This window comes from Nonomuraea sp. 3N208 (genome assembly GCF_052245935.1).
Classification (GTDB): domain Bacteria; phylum Actinomycetota; class Actinomycetes; order Streptosporangiales; family Streptosporangiaceae; genus Nonomuraea.
Window position 1 is genome coordinate 12,276 of record NZ_JBQQBR010000051.1, and the last position, 18,739, is coordinate 31,014.

At 70.4% G+C, this 18,739-nt stretch carries 14 protein-coding genes; 2 read left to right on the forward strand and 12 right to left on the reverse strand.

The features are described 5' to 3' along the window. Positions 1–145: 145 nt before the first annotated feature. From ACTWPT_RS49605 to ACTWPT_RS49630, 6 genes are all read right to left on the reverse strand, one after another. Positions 146–1,843: a CBM35 domain-containing protein gene (locus ACTWPT_RS49605; RefSeq protein WP_443184544.1), complete on the reverse strand. Its 1,698-nt coding sequence runs from the start codon at positions 1,841–1,843 to the stop codon at positions 146–148. 4 nt (positions 1,844–1,847) lie between these two features. After that, the gene (locus tag ACTWPT_RS49610) at positions 1,848–3,767 is read right to left on the reverse strand and encodes a glycoside hydrolase family 127 protein (protein WP_443184545.1); all 1,920 of its coding nucleotides are present in this window, start codon (positions 3,765–3,767) and stop codon (positions 1,848–1,850) included. Positions 3,768–3,795: 28 nt separating this feature from the next. Then, the gene (locus ACTWPT_RS49615) at positions 3,796–4,614 is read right to left on the reverse strand and encodes a carbohydrate ABC transporter permease (RefSeq protein ID WP_443184546.1); all 819 of its coding nucleotides are present in this window, start codon (positions 4,612–4,614) and stop codon (positions 3,796–3,798) included. Then, positions 4,611–5,552: a carbohydrate ABC transporter permease gene (locus ACTWPT_RS49620; protein ID WP_443184547.1), complete on the reverse strand. Its 942-nt coding sequence runs from the start codon at positions 5,550–5,552 to the stop codon at positions 4,611–4,613. Before ACTWPT_RS49620 ends, ACTWPT_RS49615 begins: the two co-directional genes overlap by 4 nt. A gap of 4 nt (positions 5,553–5,556) precedes the next feature. Beyond that, complete coding sequence (locus ACTWPT_RS49625) at positions 5,557–6,828, reverse strand: sugar ABC transporter substrate-binding protein (RefSeq protein WP_443184548.1); 1,272 nt, start codon at positions 6,826–6,828, stop codon at positions 5,557–5,559. A 62-nt stretch (positions 6,829–6,890) separates the two neighbouring features. Continuing rightward, positions 6,891–7,934: a LacI family DNA-binding transcriptional regulator gene (locus tag ACTWPT_RS49630; RefSeq protein ID WP_443184549.1), complete on the reverse strand. Its 1,044-nt coding sequence runs from the start codon at positions 7,932–7,934 to the stop codon at positions 6,891–6,893. Positions 7,935–8,272: 338 nt separating this feature from the next. Between ACTWPT_RS49630 and ACTWPT_RS49635 the strand changes: the two genes are divergently transcribed. Beyond that, entirely contained in the window at positions 8,273–11,905 is a 3,633-nt protein-coding gene (locus ACTWPT_RS49635) for a LamG-like jellyroll fold domain-containing protein (RefSeq protein WP_443184550.1), read from the forward strand. Between the two features lie 80 nt (positions 11,906–11,985). On the opposite strand, the gene ACTWPT_RS49640 is transcribed toward ACTWPT_RS49635, so the two are convergent. Further along, positions 11,986–12,459 carry a DoxX family membrane protein gene (locus ACTWPT_RS49640; RefSeq protein ID WP_443184551.1) on the reverse strand — a complete coding sequence of 158 codons (474 nt, stop codon included), beginning with the start codon at positions 12,457–12,459 and terminating at the stop codon, positions 11,986–11,988. A 173-nt stretch (positions 12,460–12,632) separates the two neighbouring features. Then, complete coding sequence (locus tag ACTWPT_RS49645; protein ID WP_443184552.1) at positions 12,633–13,043, reverse strand: organic hydroperoxide resistance protein; 411 nt, start codon at positions 13,041–13,043, stop codon at positions 12,633–12,635. Between the two features lie 83 nt (positions 13,044–13,126). Here ACTWPT_RS49645 and ACTWPT_RS49650 point away from each other — a divergent pair, with 83 nt between their 5' ends. Beyond that, positions 13,127–13,726 (forward strand): TetR/AcrR family transcriptional regulator, encoded by a 600-nt coding sequence (locus tag ACTWPT_RS49650; protein ID WP_443184553.1) that lies wholly within the window; start codon positions 13,127–13,129, stop codon positions 13,724–13,726. A 101-nt stretch (positions 13,727–13,827) separates the two neighbouring features. Here the strand turns inward: ACTWPT_RS49650 and ACTWPT_RS49655 are convergent, their stop codons facing one another. The 4 genes from ACTWPT_RS49655 to ACTWPT_RS49670 are packed head-to-tail and all read right to left on the reverse strand — an operon-like array spanning position 13,828 to position 18,720. Next, positions 13,828–15,417, reverse strand: a complete 1,590-nt coding sequence (locus tag ACTWPT_RS49655) for an acyl-CoA dehydrogenase family protein (RefSeq protein WP_443184554.1) — start codon at positions 15,415–15,417, stop codon at positions 13,828–13,830. Positions 15,418–15,468: 51 nt separating this feature from the next. Continuing rightward, positions 15,469–16,335, reverse strand: a complete 867-nt coding sequence (locus ACTWPT_RS49660; RefSeq protein WP_443184555.1) for an FAS1-like dehydratase domain-containing protein — start codon at positions 16,333–16,335, stop codon at positions 15,469–15,471. Positions 16,336–16,348: 13 nt separating this feature from the next. Next, a complete protein-coding gene (locus ACTWPT_RS49665) occupies positions 16,349–17,473 on the reverse strand; it encodes an acyl-CoA dehydrogenase family protein (protein ID WP_443184556.1) in 1,125 nt (374 codons plus the stop codon). Beyond that, positions 17,470–18,720, reverse strand: a complete 1,251-nt coding sequence (locus tag ACTWPT_RS49670; protein WP_443184557.1) for a CoA transferase — start codon at positions 18,718–18,720, stop codon at positions 17,470–17,472. The genes ACTWPT_RS49665 and ACTWPT_RS49670 overlap by 4 nt, the downstream gene beginning before the upstream one ends. Positions 18,721–18,739: the final 19 nt, after the last annotated feature.

The following is an 18,739-nucleotide window of genomic DNA, read 5'->3' on the forward strand; positions in this document are numbered from 1 at the left end:
CTTCGGGGTTGCGGGGTCAACGCCACGTCGTACCCATCCATTCCCTGGGCTGCGGTCGGCGCTCCCGGGGGTGGCGGGCCGTGCGCGGCCAGGTACCGGGTTCAGGTCGCCCGGCATGCGGCCGCCGACGGCCCGCCGGTCACCGTCAGGTGAGCTGGATGTAGTCGAGTTCGGCGTATCCGGTGCCGCCCGCGAAGTACGGCGAGCCCTTCGCCAGGCGGATCACGTTGTAGCCGGCCCTGAGGTTGAGGGTGGTGCTGATCGTGGCGCCGAACTGGCCCCAGCCCGCGGTCGGCGGGTAGCTGACCGTGGTCCAGGCTCCTCCGTTGTAGGCGAGGCCCTGGGTGGCGGTGGCGCCGGTGCCGTTGGCGTAGCCGATGGTCATCGTGTACGCCCGGGCGGTGGGCACGTTCACCACGAAGTCGACGTAGCTGTCGGTGCGGGGTGTGCCCGAGTTGTCGATCCGGCCCACGTAGCCGCCTGCCGACGCGCTGGAGGCGCTCAGCCGCTGGGCGCGGAACACGGAGGCGTTCTCGGCCTCGTAGCGCTGTTGGTAGGACGGCACCCCGCTGACCGGTTCGACGAGGAGCTGGTAGCCGCTGGCGGCGTTCATGTTCGGCACCGACACGCTGAGCTGGCCGCCGCTGACCGTGCGGGTGGTGCTGGAGACCGTGGCCGGCGCGGTCACGGCCGTGAAGCGGCCGCTGGACGGGGTGGACAGCAGCGTGACGCGCACGCTGGAGCCGAGCGGGGCGAGGCCGGTGAGATTGACGGTGTTGGCCCCGGACTCATTGCCGAACACCACGTTGACGATCCTGCGGGTGGGGTCGTAGGAGGCGAACCCGTCCAGGCCGGTCTGCGTGGTGGACGTCGTCGTGACCATGTTCCCGGCCATGTCGCCGTACCACTTGTACAGCCACCAGGTGCCGGTGGGCTGGTTGTTGTTGACGACCAGGCCGTTCATGGTGCCGTACTCGTACCAGAAGGCGCGGTGCGCGGACTCCACGCCGCCCCTTTCCAGCTTGGCCACGTAGCTGGCGACCCGGCCGGGGACGTCCACCTCGGCGGGGGCGGCGTACTCGTTGATGGAGATGCGGCGCGGGCTGATGCCCAGCGACGCCTCCAGGTTGCGGTAGTCGGCGATGTCGGTGGCGATCCTGGTGGGGTTCGTCAGCTCGTGCCAGCAGATGATGTCGGGCAGCGTGCCGGTGTCCCTGGCGCGGGTGAGGAACGACTGCATCCAGGAGCGGTTGTAGGTGGCGGTGCTGGGGCCGACGATCGGCGTGAGCGTGTCGAGCGCGCGCACCGCCCGGTACGTGCGCACCCAGCCGTCGTTGAAGTTGCCCGCGGCAGAGGTGTTCCAGGTGTAGTCGGGCTCGTTCCAGAGCTCCCAGCCGATGATGTTCGTGACCGTGGTGGCCGACAGCCGGGCGTTGACCATGGTGTTCACCTTGGCCAGCCAGTCGTCCCAGCTCACCCACCGGTAGGGGAAGTCGGGGTAGATGTCGGGCATGCGGATGAACTCGCCCGCGCCGACCCTGGTGGCCTGCGGGGCGACCAGGAGGGAGTCGCCGCCGGGCGGCTGGCCGTTGGGACGCTGGCCGACGCCGGGCGCGGGCTGGACCAGCGAGTTCACCTTGATCGGCAACAGGGTGGAGTCGGCCGGGCGGGAGTTCTCCGCCAGTCCGTACAGGCCGCCGGAGGCGACGTGGGTGACCGGCCGGAACGGCTGGGCGGCGTTGACGGTCAGCGTCGCGCCCGCCGCGGCGGCCGGCGGCGAGGCGGTCACCACGGTTGCGGCCGTGGTGACCAGTGCTAAGGCGAGCACTCGGATTCGGGACATGGTGTCACGCTCCTTCGGGGGGTGTGGACACGGGCAACCAGATGCGCATGCTCGACGGGCCGCGCTGAGCCCAGGAGTTGTAGGGGCGCAGTGGCACGTCGAGCCACTCGGCGCGCTCCGCGGAAGCGGCCGAGAGACGGTAGGGCCAGGGCCGGTCGGCGTGGGCGGGCACGAGGCCGCGGACCAGCGCGCCGCCGGGCTCGGCCCGGGGAGCGGACAGGGGGTCGATCGCCAAGGCGTCGAGCCCGCCGGGGTGCGGGAGGTCGTGGGACTCGGCGCACATGACCTCGGGGCCGCGCTCGACGGCGACGCAGCCGCGTACGGCGTCGATGCGGGGATCCGGCCAGGTGAAGCGAGGCTCCATCGGCAGCTCGAGGGTGATCACGTCGCCGGCGCGGAACGCCCGCCTGACCCGTGCGGTGCCGGGCTCGACCGGCCGCGCCCGCCCGTCCTCGATCAACGTGGCGCCGGCAGCCCAGGCGGGGACCCGCAGGGAGAGGGTCCAGGGCGCGGGCGCGTCGGCTCCGATCCGGACGCGGACGGTCCCGGACTCGGGGTAGTCCGTCTCGACGTCCACGGCGACCTGCCGCCCGTCGGGCAGCTCGGCGCGCACGGTCCCGGGCGCGTACTGGTGGATCTGCAGCCCGTCGTCGTCGGCGGTGGCAAGGTAGCCCTCGAGGCTGGCCAGCGTCCTGGCGACGTTGGTGGGGCAGCAGGAGACGTCGAACCAGGCGGCCCGGACGCCGGCCTCGGCACGCGGGCTGACCTCGGTCGGGTCCGCCGGCCTGCCGGGCGTGCGCTGGTGGAGGGGATTGGCGTAGAAGAACGCCCGGCCGTCGGGGCTCGGTGAGGTCGCGATGACGTTGTAGAGCGTGCGCTCGATCAGATCGGCGTAGCGCACGTCGGCCGTGGCCAGGTAGAGACGCCAGGACACCATGATCGACGCCACGCCCGCGCACGTCTCGCAGTAGGCCCGGTCCGGCGGCAGCTCCCAGTCCTCGCCGAACCCCTCGTCCTGATGGCGGGAGCCCATGCCGCCCGTGATGTACGTGCGGCGCGCGACCGAGCGCTCCCACTGCCGCTCGACCGCGCGCAGCAGCTCGTCGTCGCCGAGCTCGACGGCGACGTCCACCGCGGCGGCGGTGAGGTAGAGCGCGCGTACGGCGTGGCCGCGCCAGACGTCGGCCTGCCTGATCGGGATGTCGTCCTGGAAGTAGGTGCGGCCCAGGGGGATGTCCCGCAGGGTCCCGTGCCCGCGGCGGTCGAGGAACAGGCGGGCCTGCTCGACGTACCGCTCCTCCCCCAGGGCCCGGCCGAGCTCGGCCAGCCCGACCTCGATCTCGGGGTGCCCGCAGATGCCCGGATTGCCGTCCGCGCCGAAAGTGCGGCACACGTGGTCGGCGGCCCGCCGCGCGATCCGTACCAGGTCGTCCTCGCCGGACCGAGCTCCGGTGCGCAGCCGGGCCACCGCGGCCTGCAGGAGGTGGCCGGTGTTGTAGAGCTCGTGGCCCATTTCGAGATCGCTGTAGCGCGGCGGCTGCTCTCCGTGGCCGAAGCACGTGTTGAGGTAGCCGTCAGGGTCCTGTGCCCGGCCGATGCGGGCGGTGAGCCGCTTGATCGCCGCCTCCGCCTCCTGGTCGCCGGTCCGGCCGGCCTCCCAGGACAGAGCCTCCAGCAGCTTGTAGACCTCCGAGTCGGAGAACGACCAGCCCGGGCGGTCGGGCCCGGTCGTGCCGTCGGCGACGCGATCGAAGTTCGCGAGCCAGCCGAGGCGCTCCATCCACGACTCGCAGTGGGACAGCGTGGCCGTCGCGTTCACGCTCTGCCTGCGGCCCCAGAACCCGCCGGTGATGGACACCTGCGAGAGCCCGAGGGGGCGTACCGGGCCGGTCGGCGGCAGCACGGGAACGGAGCGGTCGGTCATGTGGTGGGCCTTTCGAATCACGGAACGTTCAGTCCTTCACGGCGCCCGCGGTGACCCCGGCGGCGATGTAACGCTGCGCGAGGACGAGGAGGAACGCGGCGGGAATGGACGCGATCACGGCGGTCGCCATGATCGAGTTCCATTGGGTCGTGTTGTTGCCGATGTAGCGGAAGATGCCGAGCGTGATCGGGATGACGTCACTGTTGCGGTTGAGTGTCGAGGCGAAGATGAAGTCCGACCACGCCCACAGGAACGCGAAGAGCGAGACCGTGATCACGGAGTTGCGGCTGAGCGGCAGGATGATGGAGCGGAACGTGCGCCAAGTGCTCGCCCCGTCGATCTGGGCCGCCGCCATGAGCTCGGCGGGGATGCTCGCCATGAACGCCCGGAACAGCAGCACCCCGAACGGCACGGCCAGCGTGGAGTCGGCCACGATCAGGCCCGCGACGGTGTTGAGCATCCCGAGCCTGATGTAGATCGCGTAGAAGCCCATGGCCATGACCACGGCGGGGATCATCTGGGCGACCAGGAGCAGGAAGTCGATCCCGCGCGCGCCGAGTGGCCGCAGCTTGGCCAGCGAGTAGCCGGCGGGCAGCGACACGACCAGCGTGAGCGCGACCGTGCCGAGGCCGATGAAGAGGCTGGTGGCGAGGGCCGGCAACTGCTGGCCGAACGCCGCGGTGTACCCCTCGAACGTGGGATCCCACGGGAACCAGTGCGGCGGGTCGGCCCGCATATCGCTCGTCTTGGTGAGCGAGACGTTGAACATCCAGTAGACCGGGAAGAGCATCAGCCCCACCAGGACGACGCCCAGCGCGGTCTTCCACCAGGATCTCGCGGTCCTCATGCGCGTTCCTCCCTGCGCTGCAGATGCACGTGCACCAGACCGGCGGCGAAGGCGATGAGGATGAGGATGTTGCCGACGGCCGCCGCCGGGGAGAAGTCGGGCTGCCCGGTGCCGAACGCCTCCCGGTACGACCAGATGGCCAGGGTCGTCGAGGCGTCCGCCGGACCTCCCTTCGTCATGATCCAGATGATGTCGACGACCTTGAGCGTGTAGATCAGGCCGAGCAGCAGCGTGATCGCCGACACCGGGCGCAGCAGGGGGAACGTGATGCGCCAGAACCGCTGCCAGGCGTTCGCCCCGTCCAGGCCGGCGGCCTCGTACAGGTCGGCTGGGATGTTCTGCAGCCCGGCGTAGAGGATCACCAGGTTGAACGGGATCCCGAGCCAGATGTTGGCGATGGTGACGGCCAGCAGCGAGGTGTCGGGGGAGGTGAGCCAGTTGATCTGGCCGATCCCGAACGCCTGCAGCGCCGAGTTGACGATGCCGTTCTCGCTGTTGAGCATCCACGACCAGGTCGAGGCGGAGACGATCAGCGGCAGCAGCCACGGCACCAGGAACATCGCGCGCAACGCCACCGACAGGCGGAAGGTGCGATGGAAGAAGACCGCGAGCGCCAGCCCGAGGGCGTACTGCAGGGCGATGGAGCCCAGCGTGAACACCGCGGTGTTGCTCAGTGCCCGCAGGAAGGTGTCGTCGGCCAGGATGTTCGCGTAGTTGGCGAGCCCGGTGAACTCCGGGTTGCCCTGCACGAACGCGCGCGGCGTGTAGTCGTGCACGCTGAGCTCGATGTTGCGGTAGAGCGGATAGGCGTAGAAGAGGAGCAGGTAGAGGACGAGCGGCGCGAGGAAGGCGAGGGCCGTCCACCGCGGAGAGCGCCGCCGGGGAGCCTTGTGCGCCGCTCTCCTCACCGTGACCGTTGGGGTACGAACGGAGGTCATCGGATCAGCCGCCGGTGGCCTGCTTCGCCTGGGCCTGGGCCTCCTTGAGCGCGTCGGCCGGGCTGGCCGAGCCGCTCAGCGACTTCTGCACGGCCGTCCACATCGCCTCGGAGATCTTCGGGTACTTGGTGCCGAGGTTGTCGCTGGTGCGGCCCTTGGCGGACTGCACGGCCTCGACCCACGGCTTCAGATCCGGTTCCTTGGCGAGGATCGCCTGCTGCCCCTCGGCGGTGGAGGGGATGTAGTACGCGAACGTCGTACCGGTCTCCACCAGGCCCTCGGGCGTGGTCATGCACTCGAGGATCTTCTTGGTGGCAGTGTAACGCTGGGTGTCCTTCTGCACCGGGACCGTGATGAACTCGCCGCCCGTGGGCGTGGGGGCCACGCCCCCGTCCTTGCCGGGGATCTGGACGATGCCGGTGGGGAAGCCCGCCTTCTCGGCGCTGTTGATCTGCCACGTGCCGTTCTCGGCGAAGGCGAACTCGCCCGTCAGGAACTCCTCCCAGGTGGTGTTCTGCGAGTTGCTGATGACGGAGTTCGGCGCGGTGCCGTCCTTGACCCACGAGGTCCACAGCTCCAGCGCAGACACGGCCTCGGGCGAGTCAAGCTGGGTGAGCTGCGCGCCGGCGCCCCAGAACCACGGCAGGAACTGGAACGAGCCCTCTTCCGTGCCGATGGCCGAGAACGTGATCGGCTTCTTGCCCGCCGCCTTGACCTTCTTCAGCGCCGCGTTGAGCGAGGCCCAGTCCTTGATCGAGGCGGGGTCGACGCCGGCCTCGTCGAGGATCTTCTTGTTGTAGTAGAGGGCGAGAGTGTTGGCGCCGATGGGGATGCCGTAGGCCTTGCCGTCCAACTCCCCAGCGGCGATGAGGTTCTTGTCGAACCTGGAGGTGTCCAGCCCGAAGTCGGACATGGTGGTGAGCATCCCGGCGTCGGCGAGCGTCGAGACGGCCGGATTGTCGAGGAGGATGACGTCCGGCGCGTTGCCCTCCTGCCCGGCCAGCAGCGCCTGGTTGGTCAACGCGGTCGTGTCGTAGGCGGTGCGCTCGATGGTGACGCCGGCCTGCTGCCCGCAGGAGTTCACCCGCTTCGCCCAGGCGGAGGACGCGTCATGCTGCGGGTACGGGTCCCACCACGTGTAGACCGCGCCGGCGGAGCCGGCGGCCGTGGGGGTCGCACCGCCCTGGGGAGCGGAGGCGCAAGCGGACAGAGCGGACAGCGCCAGAACGGCGGTTCCGAAGACCGCCGCCCTCGTGGACATCGACGAACGGTTCATCGATTCCTCCAATGTTAGCGCTCACATCGAGCGTCAGAAGTTGTCGGGGGGTCTGGGCACGCTCAGGGGGCGTACGGAGGCTGGAGAGGCGCCCCCGGGGCCGCGGTGCTGCCTCGGGAGACCAGTTCGGGTGAGATGAAGCGCACGACGAACGGCTCGTCGCGGGCCGACGCCGATTCGACGCGGCGCACGAGCTGGCGCACCGCCATCGAGCCCAGGCGGTCGGGTGCGCTCTCGATGAAGGAATAGGGCAGAGAGAAGGTCGCGGCGAACTCCTCGGAGTAACGCCCGATGACCGACAGGTCCTCGGGGACCCGAAGTCCGCGCTGGTAGGTGACGGACGGCAGCGCGGCGGCGGCCGCCTCGTTGTTGATCAGCAGGCCGGTCGCCTCGGGGTAGGCGTCGAGCAGGCCGTTGAGCAAGCGGCCCACGGCAGGTTGCCGGGACTCGCCGTACACCGCGTGCAGGGTGACGCCGAGTTGCCGCGCCCGTTCCTGCGCGGCGTCCCGTAGCCGCCAGACGTAGGCGCCGCCACGCTCGACAACGTGCTCGGGCTGCGAGATCAGGATGAGCTCGCGGTGGCCGAGGCGGTGGAGGTGCTCCACCATGACCCGGCCGGCCTCCTCGAAGTCCAGGTCGAACACATCGAGACCCGAGCAGTCGCCGGGCAGGCCGACCAGCGCGCCCGGCTGCGGCGCGGCGCGCAGGATGGGCAGCCGCGGGTCGTCCTCCGCGATGTTCATCAGGACGACACCGTCCACCATCCGGGAATCGGTGATGCGCCGCAGGGCCCGCGCGCCGTCGGCCTCGGTGACCAGCAGCGTGTCGTAGCCGAGGTCGCGGGCGGTGTCGGTGACGCCCAGGATGTACTGCATCATCGCGGGCGCGAACTCGTCTTCGTGGAACTGGGCGAGCAGACCGAGGACCTTGGTCTGGGAGGTGGCGAGCGCGCGAGCGCCTGCGTTCGGCGTGTACGCCAGCGCCTCGGCCGCCGCGAGCACGCGCCGGCGGACCTCCTCGGAGATGGGCCGCTTGCCTGACAGCGCGTACGACGCCGTGCTGCGGCTCACCCCGGCCTCCCGGGCCACGTCTCCGATCGTCGCCACTCTCACCTCCTGATAATGCATCGAACCGGTTCGACGATTGCGTTGCGGACTCCCTCATATCGTCGACCGGACGACGCCATGCAGGAAGATCCACGGGATCATGCCTCACCAGCGGCGGCGAACCGGTTCAACGATTGGGCTCGACTGTCACTCCTCCAGGAGGCAGGCGTCAAGAGCGAGGGACGCGGACGATACCGAATCGTGACATGCCGGAAACGACAAGAGAACGCCCCATTGACGTGTGCGCTGCGGGTACGTAACCTACGCGAAACCCTCGGTTGCGTTGCGGATCGACTCCCTCGAACTTGTTAGCGCTCACATGACCTAGGGACATCGTGATGACCTTTCCGAGCATCACCAAGGCCATGCGCGCCGGACTGCTACCGGCCGCCCTCACCCTCGCGTTAACCGTTGGCGTCCCGGTCGCGGCAGCGGCCGATCCACCCACACCCGCCCTCGTCTACGAGTTCGACGCCGACGACGTCAGCACCGGCTCCGTCACCGACTCCTCGGGCAACGGCCTGCACGGGACGCTGGTCAACGGCTCCACCGCGTCTTTGGTCGACGGTGCGGGCGAGGGGCACGCGCTGAGCCTGCCCGGCGGCGCGCCGACCTCGAGCGGCGCCTACGTGAAGCTGCCGTTGGAGGCGATCAAGGGCAAGACCGACCTGACCGTGTCGGCTCGGGTGAAGTGGGACGGCACCACCGCCCCCTGGCAGTGGATCTACGCGCTGGGCAAGGACACCAGCCGCTACCTGTTCACCACGCCGTACAACGGCGACGGCCGCCTGCGCACGGCGGTGACCGCGTCGTCGGCGGGCGGCGAGGCGCAGGTCACGGGGGCGGCCGCGCTGCCGGCCAACGCCTGGAAGACGCTGACCGTCACCCTCGACACGGCCGCCAAGCGCGTCACCACCTACCTCGACGGCGCCGCCGTCGCCTCGGCCGCCACGAACGTGACGGCCGCGCAGTTGATCGACGCCGCCACGACGTCCGCCGGGTTCATCGGCCGCTCGTTCTATCCGGACCCGCTGTTCGACGGGGCGATCGACGACTTCCGCGTCTACGGCGCCGCGCTGACGGCCGAGCAGGTCGCCGCCCTCGCCGGCGGCCAGGTCCCCACCCCGACGGGCCTGACCCAGGACACCTTCGCGGTGCGGACGTTCATCGGTACCGCGCCGTCCCTGCCGGCCGCGGTCCGCGCCACCTTCTCCGACGGCTACGACCGCGACCTGGCCATCACCTGGGCGCAGGTGAACCCCGAGGACTACGCCAAGGCCGGGACGTTCACCGTGACGGGCACGGCGGGCGGCCGACCCGTCACCGCCGGCGTCACGGTGATCCGCGAAGGCCAGCTCGTCATCGACCTGGCCAAGGACACCGGTGCCTTCCACGGCGGCGCGTCCGGCACGCTCTACGGCCTGTATGGGCCTGGAGTGCCGACGAACAACCTGATCGAGGGCATGCGCCTGCGCACGGTCTCGACCAAGGCCCAGGACGGCCCGCAGCACCCGGGGGCCGACGCGCTGGAGGTGGTCAAGCCACTGGCTGACAGCACCGACGGCGACGTGTACATCTACATGACCGACATCCACCGCGGCTTCCCGTACCAGTGGCCGGGCAGCACCCCGCTGGAGAAGCTGGACCTGTACAAGGAGAAGATCGCCAAGCAAGTGGACCAGGTCCGCGAGCTCGACCCGAAATATCAGGACAACATCGTCTTCGTGCCGTTCAACGAGCCCGAGGGCAACATGTTCGGCACCGGCGAGTGGAGCTACAACCGCAAGAGCTGGCTCAACGACCCGGCGGACTACTTCAGGGCGTGGGACGAGGTCTACGCGCTCATCAAGGGCAAGATTCCGGACGCCAGGATCGCCGGACCCAACACCAGCGTGCTGTACTCCCAGGTGAAGGGCTTCCTGCAGCACGCCGTCAAGGCGGACACCGTGCCCGAGGTGATGACCTGGCACGAGCTCAGCCACCCCGAGCAGGTGCGGCAGAGCGTCAAGCGCTACCGCGGGTGGGAGGCCGAGGTCTTCGCCGGCACCAAGTACGCCGGGAAGAAGCTGCCGATCAACGTCAACGAGTACGCCTTCAACTACCACACCTCGGTGCCCGGCCAGATGATCCAGTGGGTGTCGGCCATCGAGGAGTCGAAGGTGGACGCCGACATCGCCTACTGGAACATCGACGGCAACCTGTCCGACTCGGCGGTGCAGGCCAACCGCGCCAACGGCCAGTGGTGGCTGCTCAACGCCTACGGCAGCATGAGCGGGCACACCGTGCAGGTCACGCCGCCGTTCCCGGGGCAGAACTACACCCTGCAGGGCGTCGCCACGCTCGACCCGGCCAAGAAGCAGGCGCGGGCGATCTTCGGCGGCGCGAGCAGCGCCGGGCACATCCGCTTCGAGAACGTCCCCGACGACGTCTTCGGCGCGAGCGTGCACGCTTGGATCCGCGAGATCCCGTGGACGGGGCAGATCGGCGACTCGGCGCAGCCGGAGATCATCGCCGAGCGCGACGTCAAGGTCGAGGACGGCACCGTGGCGTTCGACTTCGGCAGCGGTGACCTGCCGCGGCTGAAGGAGTCGTCGGCGTACGAGATCGTGCTCAGCCCCGAGGGCACGGGCACCGCGACGGCGGCCGCGCCCAAGCTGTGGGAGCAGTCGTACGAGGCCGAGGACGCCAAGTACACCGGCAGCGGCTACAGCCGCAACGGCCCCGAGGGCTCACCCTCGGACGTGTCGAAGTTCTACACCTCCGGCCGCTACAACGTCGGCGGGCTGCGGACCGGCTCCGACGGGGTGCTCGACTTCACCATCGAGGTCCCGCAGGACGGCCGCTACGACCTGAGCGTCTTCGCCAACTCGCTCAACACCTTCGACCGGGTGCGCGAGCAAGGGCAGACCAACGTCTTCGTCCGCGTGGACGGCGCCGCCGAGCAGGAGCTGTTCCTGCCCCTCGGCTACAAGTGGGTCGTGTGGGACCACGCCGACACCACCGTGGAGCTCAAGGCGGGCAAGCACGTGATCTCCCTGGCCGCGCGGAGCCTCGACGGCGCCAAAGCGACCAAGGGCGACGCGCTCGTGGACCGGATCCGGCTGTCGCTGGCCAACCCGGCGGCGACGACCTCGATCTACGAGGCCGAGCTGGCCGACCTGAGCGGGGCCCACATCGCCTACGACGTCAAGGGCGACGGCGTCGGCGGCTCGGGTGTCGTGGCGACCGACCGCGGGAAGTCGGTGACGTTCTGGGTCTACTCTGCCCAGGACACTGCGGCCACCCTTGACCTCAAGCTGCTTGGCTCCGGCCAGGCGACAATATCCGTCAACGGCATCCAGGTGATGGAGGACGCCCGGCGCGACGGCTCCACCAGGACGGTGTCGCTGTCCGGCGGCGTCAACAAGGTCACCGTCTCCGGCGCGTCCGGCACGGCGCTCATCGACCGGCTGGAGGTGCGCCCGGCCGCCGACGCGCTGCCCGGCACCGCCTACGAGGCGGAGTCGGCCCAGCTCGCCGGCACGGCGAAGGCGTCGCAGCTCTCCCTGGCCAGCGGCAAGGCCGCGGTCACCGGGGTCGGCGGCACGCCGGGCAACGCCAACACCCTGACCTTCACGGTGCAAGCGGACAAGCCGGGCACGTACGCCATGCGCGTCCGGTATTCCAACCCGGAGCAGTCGCCGGCGACGCACTACAACCCGGACCCGCTCGCCAGGCACGCCGACATCGCGGTGAACGGCGCCGCCCCGCAGCGTGTGCTGTTCCCGCACTCCTTCCACGAGAACAACTTCTGGGAGCTGACGGTCCCGGTGCGGCTGAACAAGGGCGACAACACGGTGCGGTTCTCCGCCGAGGAACTGCCCAACTTCGACGGCAAGACCTACGCGTCGGAGACCTTCCCTGGAGTGCTCCTCCGCTCCCAGTACGCCCCGACGATCGACAAGATCACGGTCGCTCCCTATAGGGACTGACACACATGAATCCGCCCGTGCCTCGAAGGTCTGCCTTCGAGGCACGGGCGGCGTGTGGGCGGCGAGGGCCGGCGCGCCGATCACCCGCGGTGCGGCACGAGCCGGGCACCCAGGGCGCGGGCCGCGATGACCAGCGCGGCGGCGGCCAAGACGATGTCCTTGAGCACGTACTGCGCGGTCAGCGTCGGAGGCCCGGGGAACAGATCGGTGAAGAACAGCACCAGCGGCGCCATGATCCCCACCAGCGCCCCGGCCAGCACGGCCAGGCCGGTCTTCAGCAGCCGCCCGGTGATGAGGGTCAGGCCGATGAAGCACTCGACCGCGGCCACGAACATCAGTGCTGTGGTGCCGGAGAGGAGTCCGAAGGACAGCGTCTGAACGGTGGCCACCGACAGCTCCTCGGCCGGGCTGACGCCCGGGAAGAACTTCAGCGCCCCGAAGCCCAGGAAGATCAGGCCGAGGCTGACGCGGAGGACGTCGATGCTGTGCGCGGCAAGCCAGCGGGTCACGGCCGGGATCGTACGGTGCGTGAGCGTGTGCGTGAGAGTGGTCATGTCCGCTCCTGTGTCGAGTTCGTGTTGTGTGCTCGACTTCAGGGTCGCCTGGGAGCACCCCCTGGGTCGTCAAGCCCGGGGATGGCTTCGCGCTACGCCCTCATGCGTAGTAGCGGGGAACGGCAGTCACCTCTGGAGCGTAGACAGAGTCACTTCCTTACTCCCGGGTGGGCCTACTCCACGACCAGGTTGACCGGGATGTTGCCGCGGGTGGCGTTGGAGTAGGGGCACACCTGGTGGGTGGCCTCGACGAGCTCGCGGGCCGTCTCCGGGGCGATCGAGTCGGGCAGCTCGACCCGGAGCGTGGCCTCGAGCTGGAAGCCGCCCTGGCCGTTCGGCGACAGGCCGATCTCGGCCGTGACCGACGCGTCAGAGACGTCGAGCTTCTTGCGCGCGCCCACCAGCTGCATCGCCGAGGCGAAGCAGGCGGCGTAGCCGGCGGCGAAGAGCTGCTCAGGGTTGGTGCCGTTGCCGTCGCCGCCCAGCTCCTTCTGCCGGGCCAGCGTGACGTCCAGCCGTCCGTCCGAGGAGACCGCGCGGCCGTCGCGCCCGGCGGCGGTGGCGATGGCGGTGTAGATGCTCATGACGATACCCTTCTCAGTGAACAGACCTGTCTGTCTGTCTTCTTGCCAAGAGAGTAGACAGGTCTGTCTGGTACCGTCAACTGGTGACCGCAGAAACGATGGAAGGACATCGCCCGAGCGCGGCGCGCACCCGCGTGCTCGACACCGCGACGCGCCTGTTCTACCGGGAGGGCGTGCACACGGTCGGGATCGACCGGATCATCGCGGAGGCGGACGTCGCCAAGGCGACCTTCTACAAGCACTTCCCGAGCAAGGACGACCTCGTCCGCGCGTACGTGAGCGATCAGAGCACGCGGCAGCGCGCCGCGGTCGCCACCGTGGACGCCGCCTCGGCGCGCGAGAAGCTGATGGCGATCTTCGCCTTCATGTGCGAGTTCGGCGCAGGCCCCGCCTACCGCGGCTGCCCCTTCGTCAACACGGCGGCCGAATATCCCGATCCCGGCCACCCCGTACGGCAGGCCATCGCCGAGCACCGCCGCTGGACCCGCGACCTGTACCGGGACCTACTCGCCGCCGACGGCCACCCCGACGCGGAGCGCACCGCCGACATCCTCCTACTGCTCAGGGACGGGCTCGTGGTCGGCTTCGATCTCGACGACCCGGTCGCGGTCCGCGCGGCCGTCCGGGAGGCGCTCACCAGAGTGCTGGGCACCGGAGAAGGAGTTTCCCCGCCCCGCGCGTGATGCGCGGCCCGGCAGTGTGGGCGGCATCACATGGCCGTTGGCGCGGGTGGACCGTCACCAGCCGATCGGAGCACTGGGTGGCTGCCGGCAACGCGGACACGTCAGGGCTTGGCCAGGCGGCGGGCGATGACCCTGAGGGCGAGGACCTCGTCGGCGCCCTCGAAGATGGACAGCACGCGGGCGTCCACGAACAGCCGCGAGATGCTGTACTCCTCGGCGTACCCGTAGCCGCCGTGCAGCTGCTGGGCTTCGCGGGTGACCCACTCGGCCGCCCGGCAGGCGAGCTGCTTGACCTGCGCCGCCTCGAGCCCGCCGTCGCCGGCGGCGACGGCCCGTGCCGCCGCGAACGTGAACGCCCGGCACGCGGCGATCAACCCCGCCATTCTTGCGATCTTGGTGCGGGTCAGCTGGTAGTCCGCGAGCGACCGGCCGAAGACCGAGCGCTGCCGGGCGTAGTCCACGGCGAGTTCGAGCGCCGACTGCATGACCCCGACGGCCCGGGCGGCGGTCTGCAGGCGCGCGTTGGCGAATGCCTGCATCTGCAGGTAGAAGCCGCGCCCGAGGCCGTCGTCCAGGCCGATCAGGTCTGCCGCGGGGACGTGCCAGTGGTCGAAGCGGACCTCGAAGGAGTGCATGCCGCGGTAGCCGAGGGTGCGGATGGCGCGCCCTTCGACGCTTCCGCCGCCCTCCTGGGTGAGGCGCCACTCGTGGCCGGTGAAGGACGGTTTCTCCACGACGAAGAGCGACAGCCCTCGGTGGCCGGCCGCGCGGTCCGGGTCCGTGCGTACCAGGACGAGCAGGTAGTGGGCGCGGCCGGCGAAGGTGCACCACGTTTTGACGCCGTTCAGCACCCACTCGTCGCCGTCCCTGACCGCGCTGGTGGTGATGGCGGCGACGTCCGACCCGCAGTCGGGCTCGGTCACCGCGACGGCGCACAGCCGCTCCCCCGAGGCAATGGCGGGGAGCCAGCGCCGTTTCTGCTCTTCGGTGCCGCCGCGGGCGATCGCGGCGCCGATGATCTCGGGGCGGGTGATGAGCGAGCCCGCGGCCCCGAGCGAGGCGCGGGCGAGCTCTTCGGTCACCACCACCATGCTCAGCAGCTCGTCGGCCCCGCCTTCCGCGTAGCCGCCGTACGCGGCGGGGATCGACAGCCCGAAGCAGCCCATGTCGGCGAGGCCGTCGATGATGACGGCGGGGATGTCCTCGTCGTCGCAGTGTATCCGATCGGCGACTGGGGCGATCTGGTCGGCTGCGAACTCGCGGAAGGCGGTGCGGACCAGCTGCAGCTCGTCGGACAGGTGCCGCGCTCCCGCCTCGCGGGTGGCCATGACGCGCTCGGCCACACGTTCCAGGAGAGCCGGGTCCCGTCCGGCGGCCATGTGGGCGGCGATCCCGTCAAGCGCGGTCCGGTCCACGCCCCACAGGGATTCCCGGCCGGTCATGCGGCCCGTCACGTCCGCGGCGACGTCGGCGGCGTAGAGCAACGCCAGGTCGTCCTCGGCCGCCCCGTTCGCGCGCCCGAGGCCGCGGGCGCCGTGGCCGAGGAGTGCCGCGGCGGCCGCGACCGACGACGACACGGAAGCCACGTCGTAGGCGACGGCCTGGTGCTCGCCGGTCGCCTGCAGGTGTGTCGCCGCCTTGCCGACGACGGCTTGCAAGGTGTCGACGATGACGCGGGCGTTGTGCTCCATGTCCGAGATCCTCAGGGTTGTGACGCCGTAGTTGCCCCGAAGACGACCGTTTCACGCATGGCTGGGCCCTTCGATCGTCAAGGTGCTGCAGGGTTCGCCGGAGTCCTGGGCGAACAGGCCCAGCGCGAGCGGGACGTCCTCGACCCTGCGCATGCGCGCGGCTTGGCCGCAGAACAGGGGTTTGCGGTTCCTGTGCCGGATACACGAGATCGGCACGCCGTGTTGCTCGAGACGGAGCACCTCGGCGAGGGCGAGCGTCATCAGCGGCCCGTGCACCACCAGTCCGGGATAGCCCTCGACGCGGGTGGCGTACGGCCAGTCGTAGTGAATGCGGTGCGGGTTCGACGTGGCGGCGCTGAAGCGCATCAGCAGGGTCGGGTCCGTGGCGAGATCCCACGCCCACTCCCCCGCCCGGGTGAATGGCGCGCCGGTGGGGGTCAGGGCGGCCGCCGGCTCGGCCGGAATCTCCGCCGGGAGGACGGGGCCCGCGTCCCGGTAGATGAGGTCCTGCCGTTCCTCGATCGCGAGCCGGTCGTGCTCGTCGTACAGCCTGGTGGCGACGGCCACGACGACCAGCTCGCCCGAGCGCCCGGACTTCTCGGTGACCGACTCCACCCGCGACTCGCGCCGCACCGTGCCTCCGACGGTGAGCGGGGCGTGGAAGACGACCTCGCCACCGGCGAACATGCGCCGCGGCAGCTCCACCGGAGGCAGGAACGACCCGCGTGCCGGATGGCCGTCCGTGCCGAGGACGGAGGAGACGGGCCAGCGGGCCAGGGCCGGCCAGTGCCACAGCGGCGGCAGGGCGGCGCCCGGGCCGATCGCGGGCGTGCCGTCGTCGAACAGCGACGACAGGGCCGCCACGGGGTGCGGGTCGAGCGTCTCGGTCGTGGTGACGGTGTGCGGTGCCCAGCTCATCAGCTTCTCTCGTTCATGTGATGGGGTTGCGGGCGATCAGCTGCGCCGCGATGACGTTGCGCTGGATCTCGTTGGTGCCCTCGCCCAGGATCATCAGCGGGGCGTCCCGGAAATACCGCTCGACCTCGAACTCCTTGGAGTAGCCGTACCCGCCGTGCACCCGCATCGCGTCCAGCGCCACCTGCATGGCGGCCTCGGAGGCGAACAGCTTGGCCATGCCGGCCTCCATGTCGGCCCGGGCGCCCTCGTCGAGCCGGCGTGCGGCGTCCTCGGTGAGCAGCCGCGCCGCCCTTACCTTGGTGGCCATGTCGGCCAGCAGGTTCCCCACCGACTGGTGTTTCCAGATCGGCTTGCCGAACGACTCCCGCTCCTGGGCGTACCTGATGGCGTCGTCGAGCGCGGCCTGGGCCACGCCGACCGCGCGGGCGGCCACCTGGATCCTGCCGACCTCGAGGCCGCGCACCATGTGCGCCCATCCCTGGCCGGGCTCGCCGCCGAGCACGGCGGAAGCGGGGACCCTCATCCGGTCGAAGACGAGCTCGCACGCCTCGACGCCCCGGTAGCCGAGCTTGGGCAGGTTCTTAGAGATGTTGCGACTGAAGGTAATCGGACGGTAATGTTCAGTCACAGCCGGGTGCCTGACTGGCGCCCGGTCCCGGCCCCCATTGGTGCTCGCACCAACGGGACAGCGTCGGGCGGGGCGGTGGCCCAAGAGCCGCACTCCCTCCAGGAATGCGGAGTCAGGCCCCGACAACGCGGTTCTCAACCACGGTCCGCCCGGCTCGCCGGACGGACGCGGCATCGGCTTCCACCGAATCGCTTCCCGGCCTCGGCCGGCAGGCGACGAGGCCACGCTGATGTCCGTTTTACTCATGTAACACAGAGAGCCGAAGACGCTCATCCAGCCGCGGGCCAGTTCCTCGGTCACCCGGGCGAAGCAGGCGGCGCTGACGTCCACGCCGCCGTGCTCGCCCGGGACCAGCAGGCAGAAGAAGCTCAGCTTCTTCATCTCGTCGATGAACGCGGCGGGGTACTTGTCCACCGACTCGTAGTCCCGTACGCGCGGCCGCACCCGCTCGTCGACGAATTCGCCGGCCAGGGCGACGATGTCCCGCTCGTCCTCGGTCAGTGCGCTCATCGTCGTTCTCCGCTTCCGGCGCTCCGAATGATGCCGTTGTCCCTCAGCTTGGCGAGGTCCTGCTCGGACCGGCCGAGCTCGTCGCGCAGCACCTCGCCGGTGTGCTGCCCCACCAGCGGGGCCGCCGCCGGGGGCAATTGCCGCCCGTCCATCACCAGAGGTGATCCCGGCGCCCAGTGCTCGCCGACGCCGGGTTGGTGGAGCCGCGCCATCAGCGGGTTCCCCGGCAGCAGCGGGACGAGGTCGGCGAAGCTCCGGTACGCCGACCACAACACCCGGGTGTCCCGCAACGCCGCCTCCGCCTCGGCCAGGGTGTGAGCCTCGAACCAACTCGCGAGCAGCTCGCCGAGCACCTTGCGGTGCCGGTGGCGCTGCGACTCCTCGGTGAAATCGGCGCCGAACGCGGCGGCCAGCGCGGTGACCACGTCGGCGAGCCCGGTGGCGGCCAGGAGGTCCCGCCAGTGCCGGGGCGTGAGGGCCACGATCATCAGCCGCCCCCCGTCGGCGGTGGCGAAGTCGCGGCCGAAGGTGCCGTACACGTGGTTGCCGTCACGTTGCCTGGGCGTGCCGCCCAGCTGGGCTTCGGCGAGATAGCCGAGGCTCCCGGCGGTGGCCAGGGCGACGTCCTCGAGTGCGAGGCGTACCTGCCCACCCTCGCCCGTCAGCAGGCGGTGGTGTTCGGCGGCCAGCAGCCCGGCCGCCAGGTAGAGGCCGGCGGCCAGGTCCCAGGCCGGCACCACGCTGTTCACCGGCTGTGCCGTGTCCGGCGGGCCGGTCAGGAGGGGGAATCCGGTGGCCGCCTGGACGGTGTAGTCCACGGCGGCCCCGCCGTCGCGGCGGCCGGTGAGGAGCACGTGGATCACGTCGGGGCGGCGTGTGCGCAACGCCTCGAACGTCAGCTCGGGGAACCGGTCCGCGTTGCTGACCACCACCCCGGTGCGGACGATGAGGTCGGCGACGAGCGCACGGCCCTCCTCCCGTGACAGGTCCACCTCGATGGCGCGCTTGCCCTTGTTGAGCCCTGACCAGTACAGGCTCGTGCCGCTCTGGGCCAGCGGCCACCGGGTGCGATCGACCGCGCCGCCGACCGGCTCGACCCTGATCACGTCGGCGCCCAGCTGAGCCAGTGTCATCCCGCACAACGGCGTCGCCACGTAGCTGGACAGCTCGACGACCCGCAGGCCGCGCAGCGGCCGCGCCCGCCCAGCGGCGCCGTCCGTCACCGGCCGGCCTTCGGTCTCCACCATGCCATCTCCAGACCTGGTC

Excerpts from the sequence above, each read along its gene's own strand:
- ACTWPT_RS49645 (WP_443184552.1), bottom strand. The coding sequence starts at position 13,043 with ATGAGCATCTACACCGCCATCGCCACCGCCGCCGGGCGCGACGGCCGC.
- ACTWPT_RS49620 (WP_443184547.1), bottom strand. The coding sequence starts at position 5,552 with ATGACCTCCGTTCGTACCCCAACGGTCACGGTGAGGAGAGCGGCGCAC.
- ACTWPT_RS49605 (WP_443184544.1), bottom strand. The coding sequence starts at position 1,843 with ATGTCCCGAATCCGAGTGCTCGCCTTAGCACTGGTCACCACGGCCGCA.
- ACTWPT_RS49665 (WP_443184556.1), bottom strand. The coding sequence starts at position 17,473 with ATGAGCGCACTGACCGAGGACGAGCGGGACATCGTCGCCCTGGCCGGC.
- ACTWPT_RS49615 (WP_443184546.1), bottom strand. The coding sequence starts at position 4,614 with ATGAGGACCGCGAGATCCTGGTGGAAGACCGCGCTGGGCGTCGTCCTG.
- ACTWPT_RS49670 (WP_443184557.1), bottom strand. The coding sequence starts at position 18,720 with ATGGTGGAGACCGAAGGCCGGCCGGTGACGGACGGCGCCGCTGGGCGG.
- ACTWPT_RS49610 (WP_443184545.1), bottom strand. The coding sequence starts at position 3,767 with ATGACCGACCGCTCCGTTCCCGTGCTGCCGCCGACCGGCCCGGTACGC.
- ACTWPT_RS49625 (WP_443184548.1), bottom strand. The coding sequence starts at position 6,828 with ATGAACCGTTCGTCGATGTCCACGAGGGCGGCGGTCTTCGGAACCGCC.
- ACTWPT_RS49660 (WP_443184555.1), bottom strand. The coding sequence starts at position 16,335 with ATGAGCTGGGCACCGCACACCGTCACCACGACCGAGACGCTCGACCCG.
- ACTWPT_RS49640 (WP_443184551.1), bottom strand. The coding sequence starts at position 12,459 with ATGACCACTCTCACGCACACGCTCACGCACCGTACGATCCCGGCCGTG.
- ACTWPT_RS49655 (WP_443184554.1), bottom strand. The coding sequence starts at position 15,417 with ATGGAGCACAACGCCCGCGTCATCGTCGACACCTTGCAAGCCGTCGTC.
- ACTWPT_RS49635 (WP_443184550.1), top strand. The coding sequence starts at position 8,273 with ATGACCTTTCCGAGCATCACCAAGGCCATGCGCGCCGGACTGCTACCG.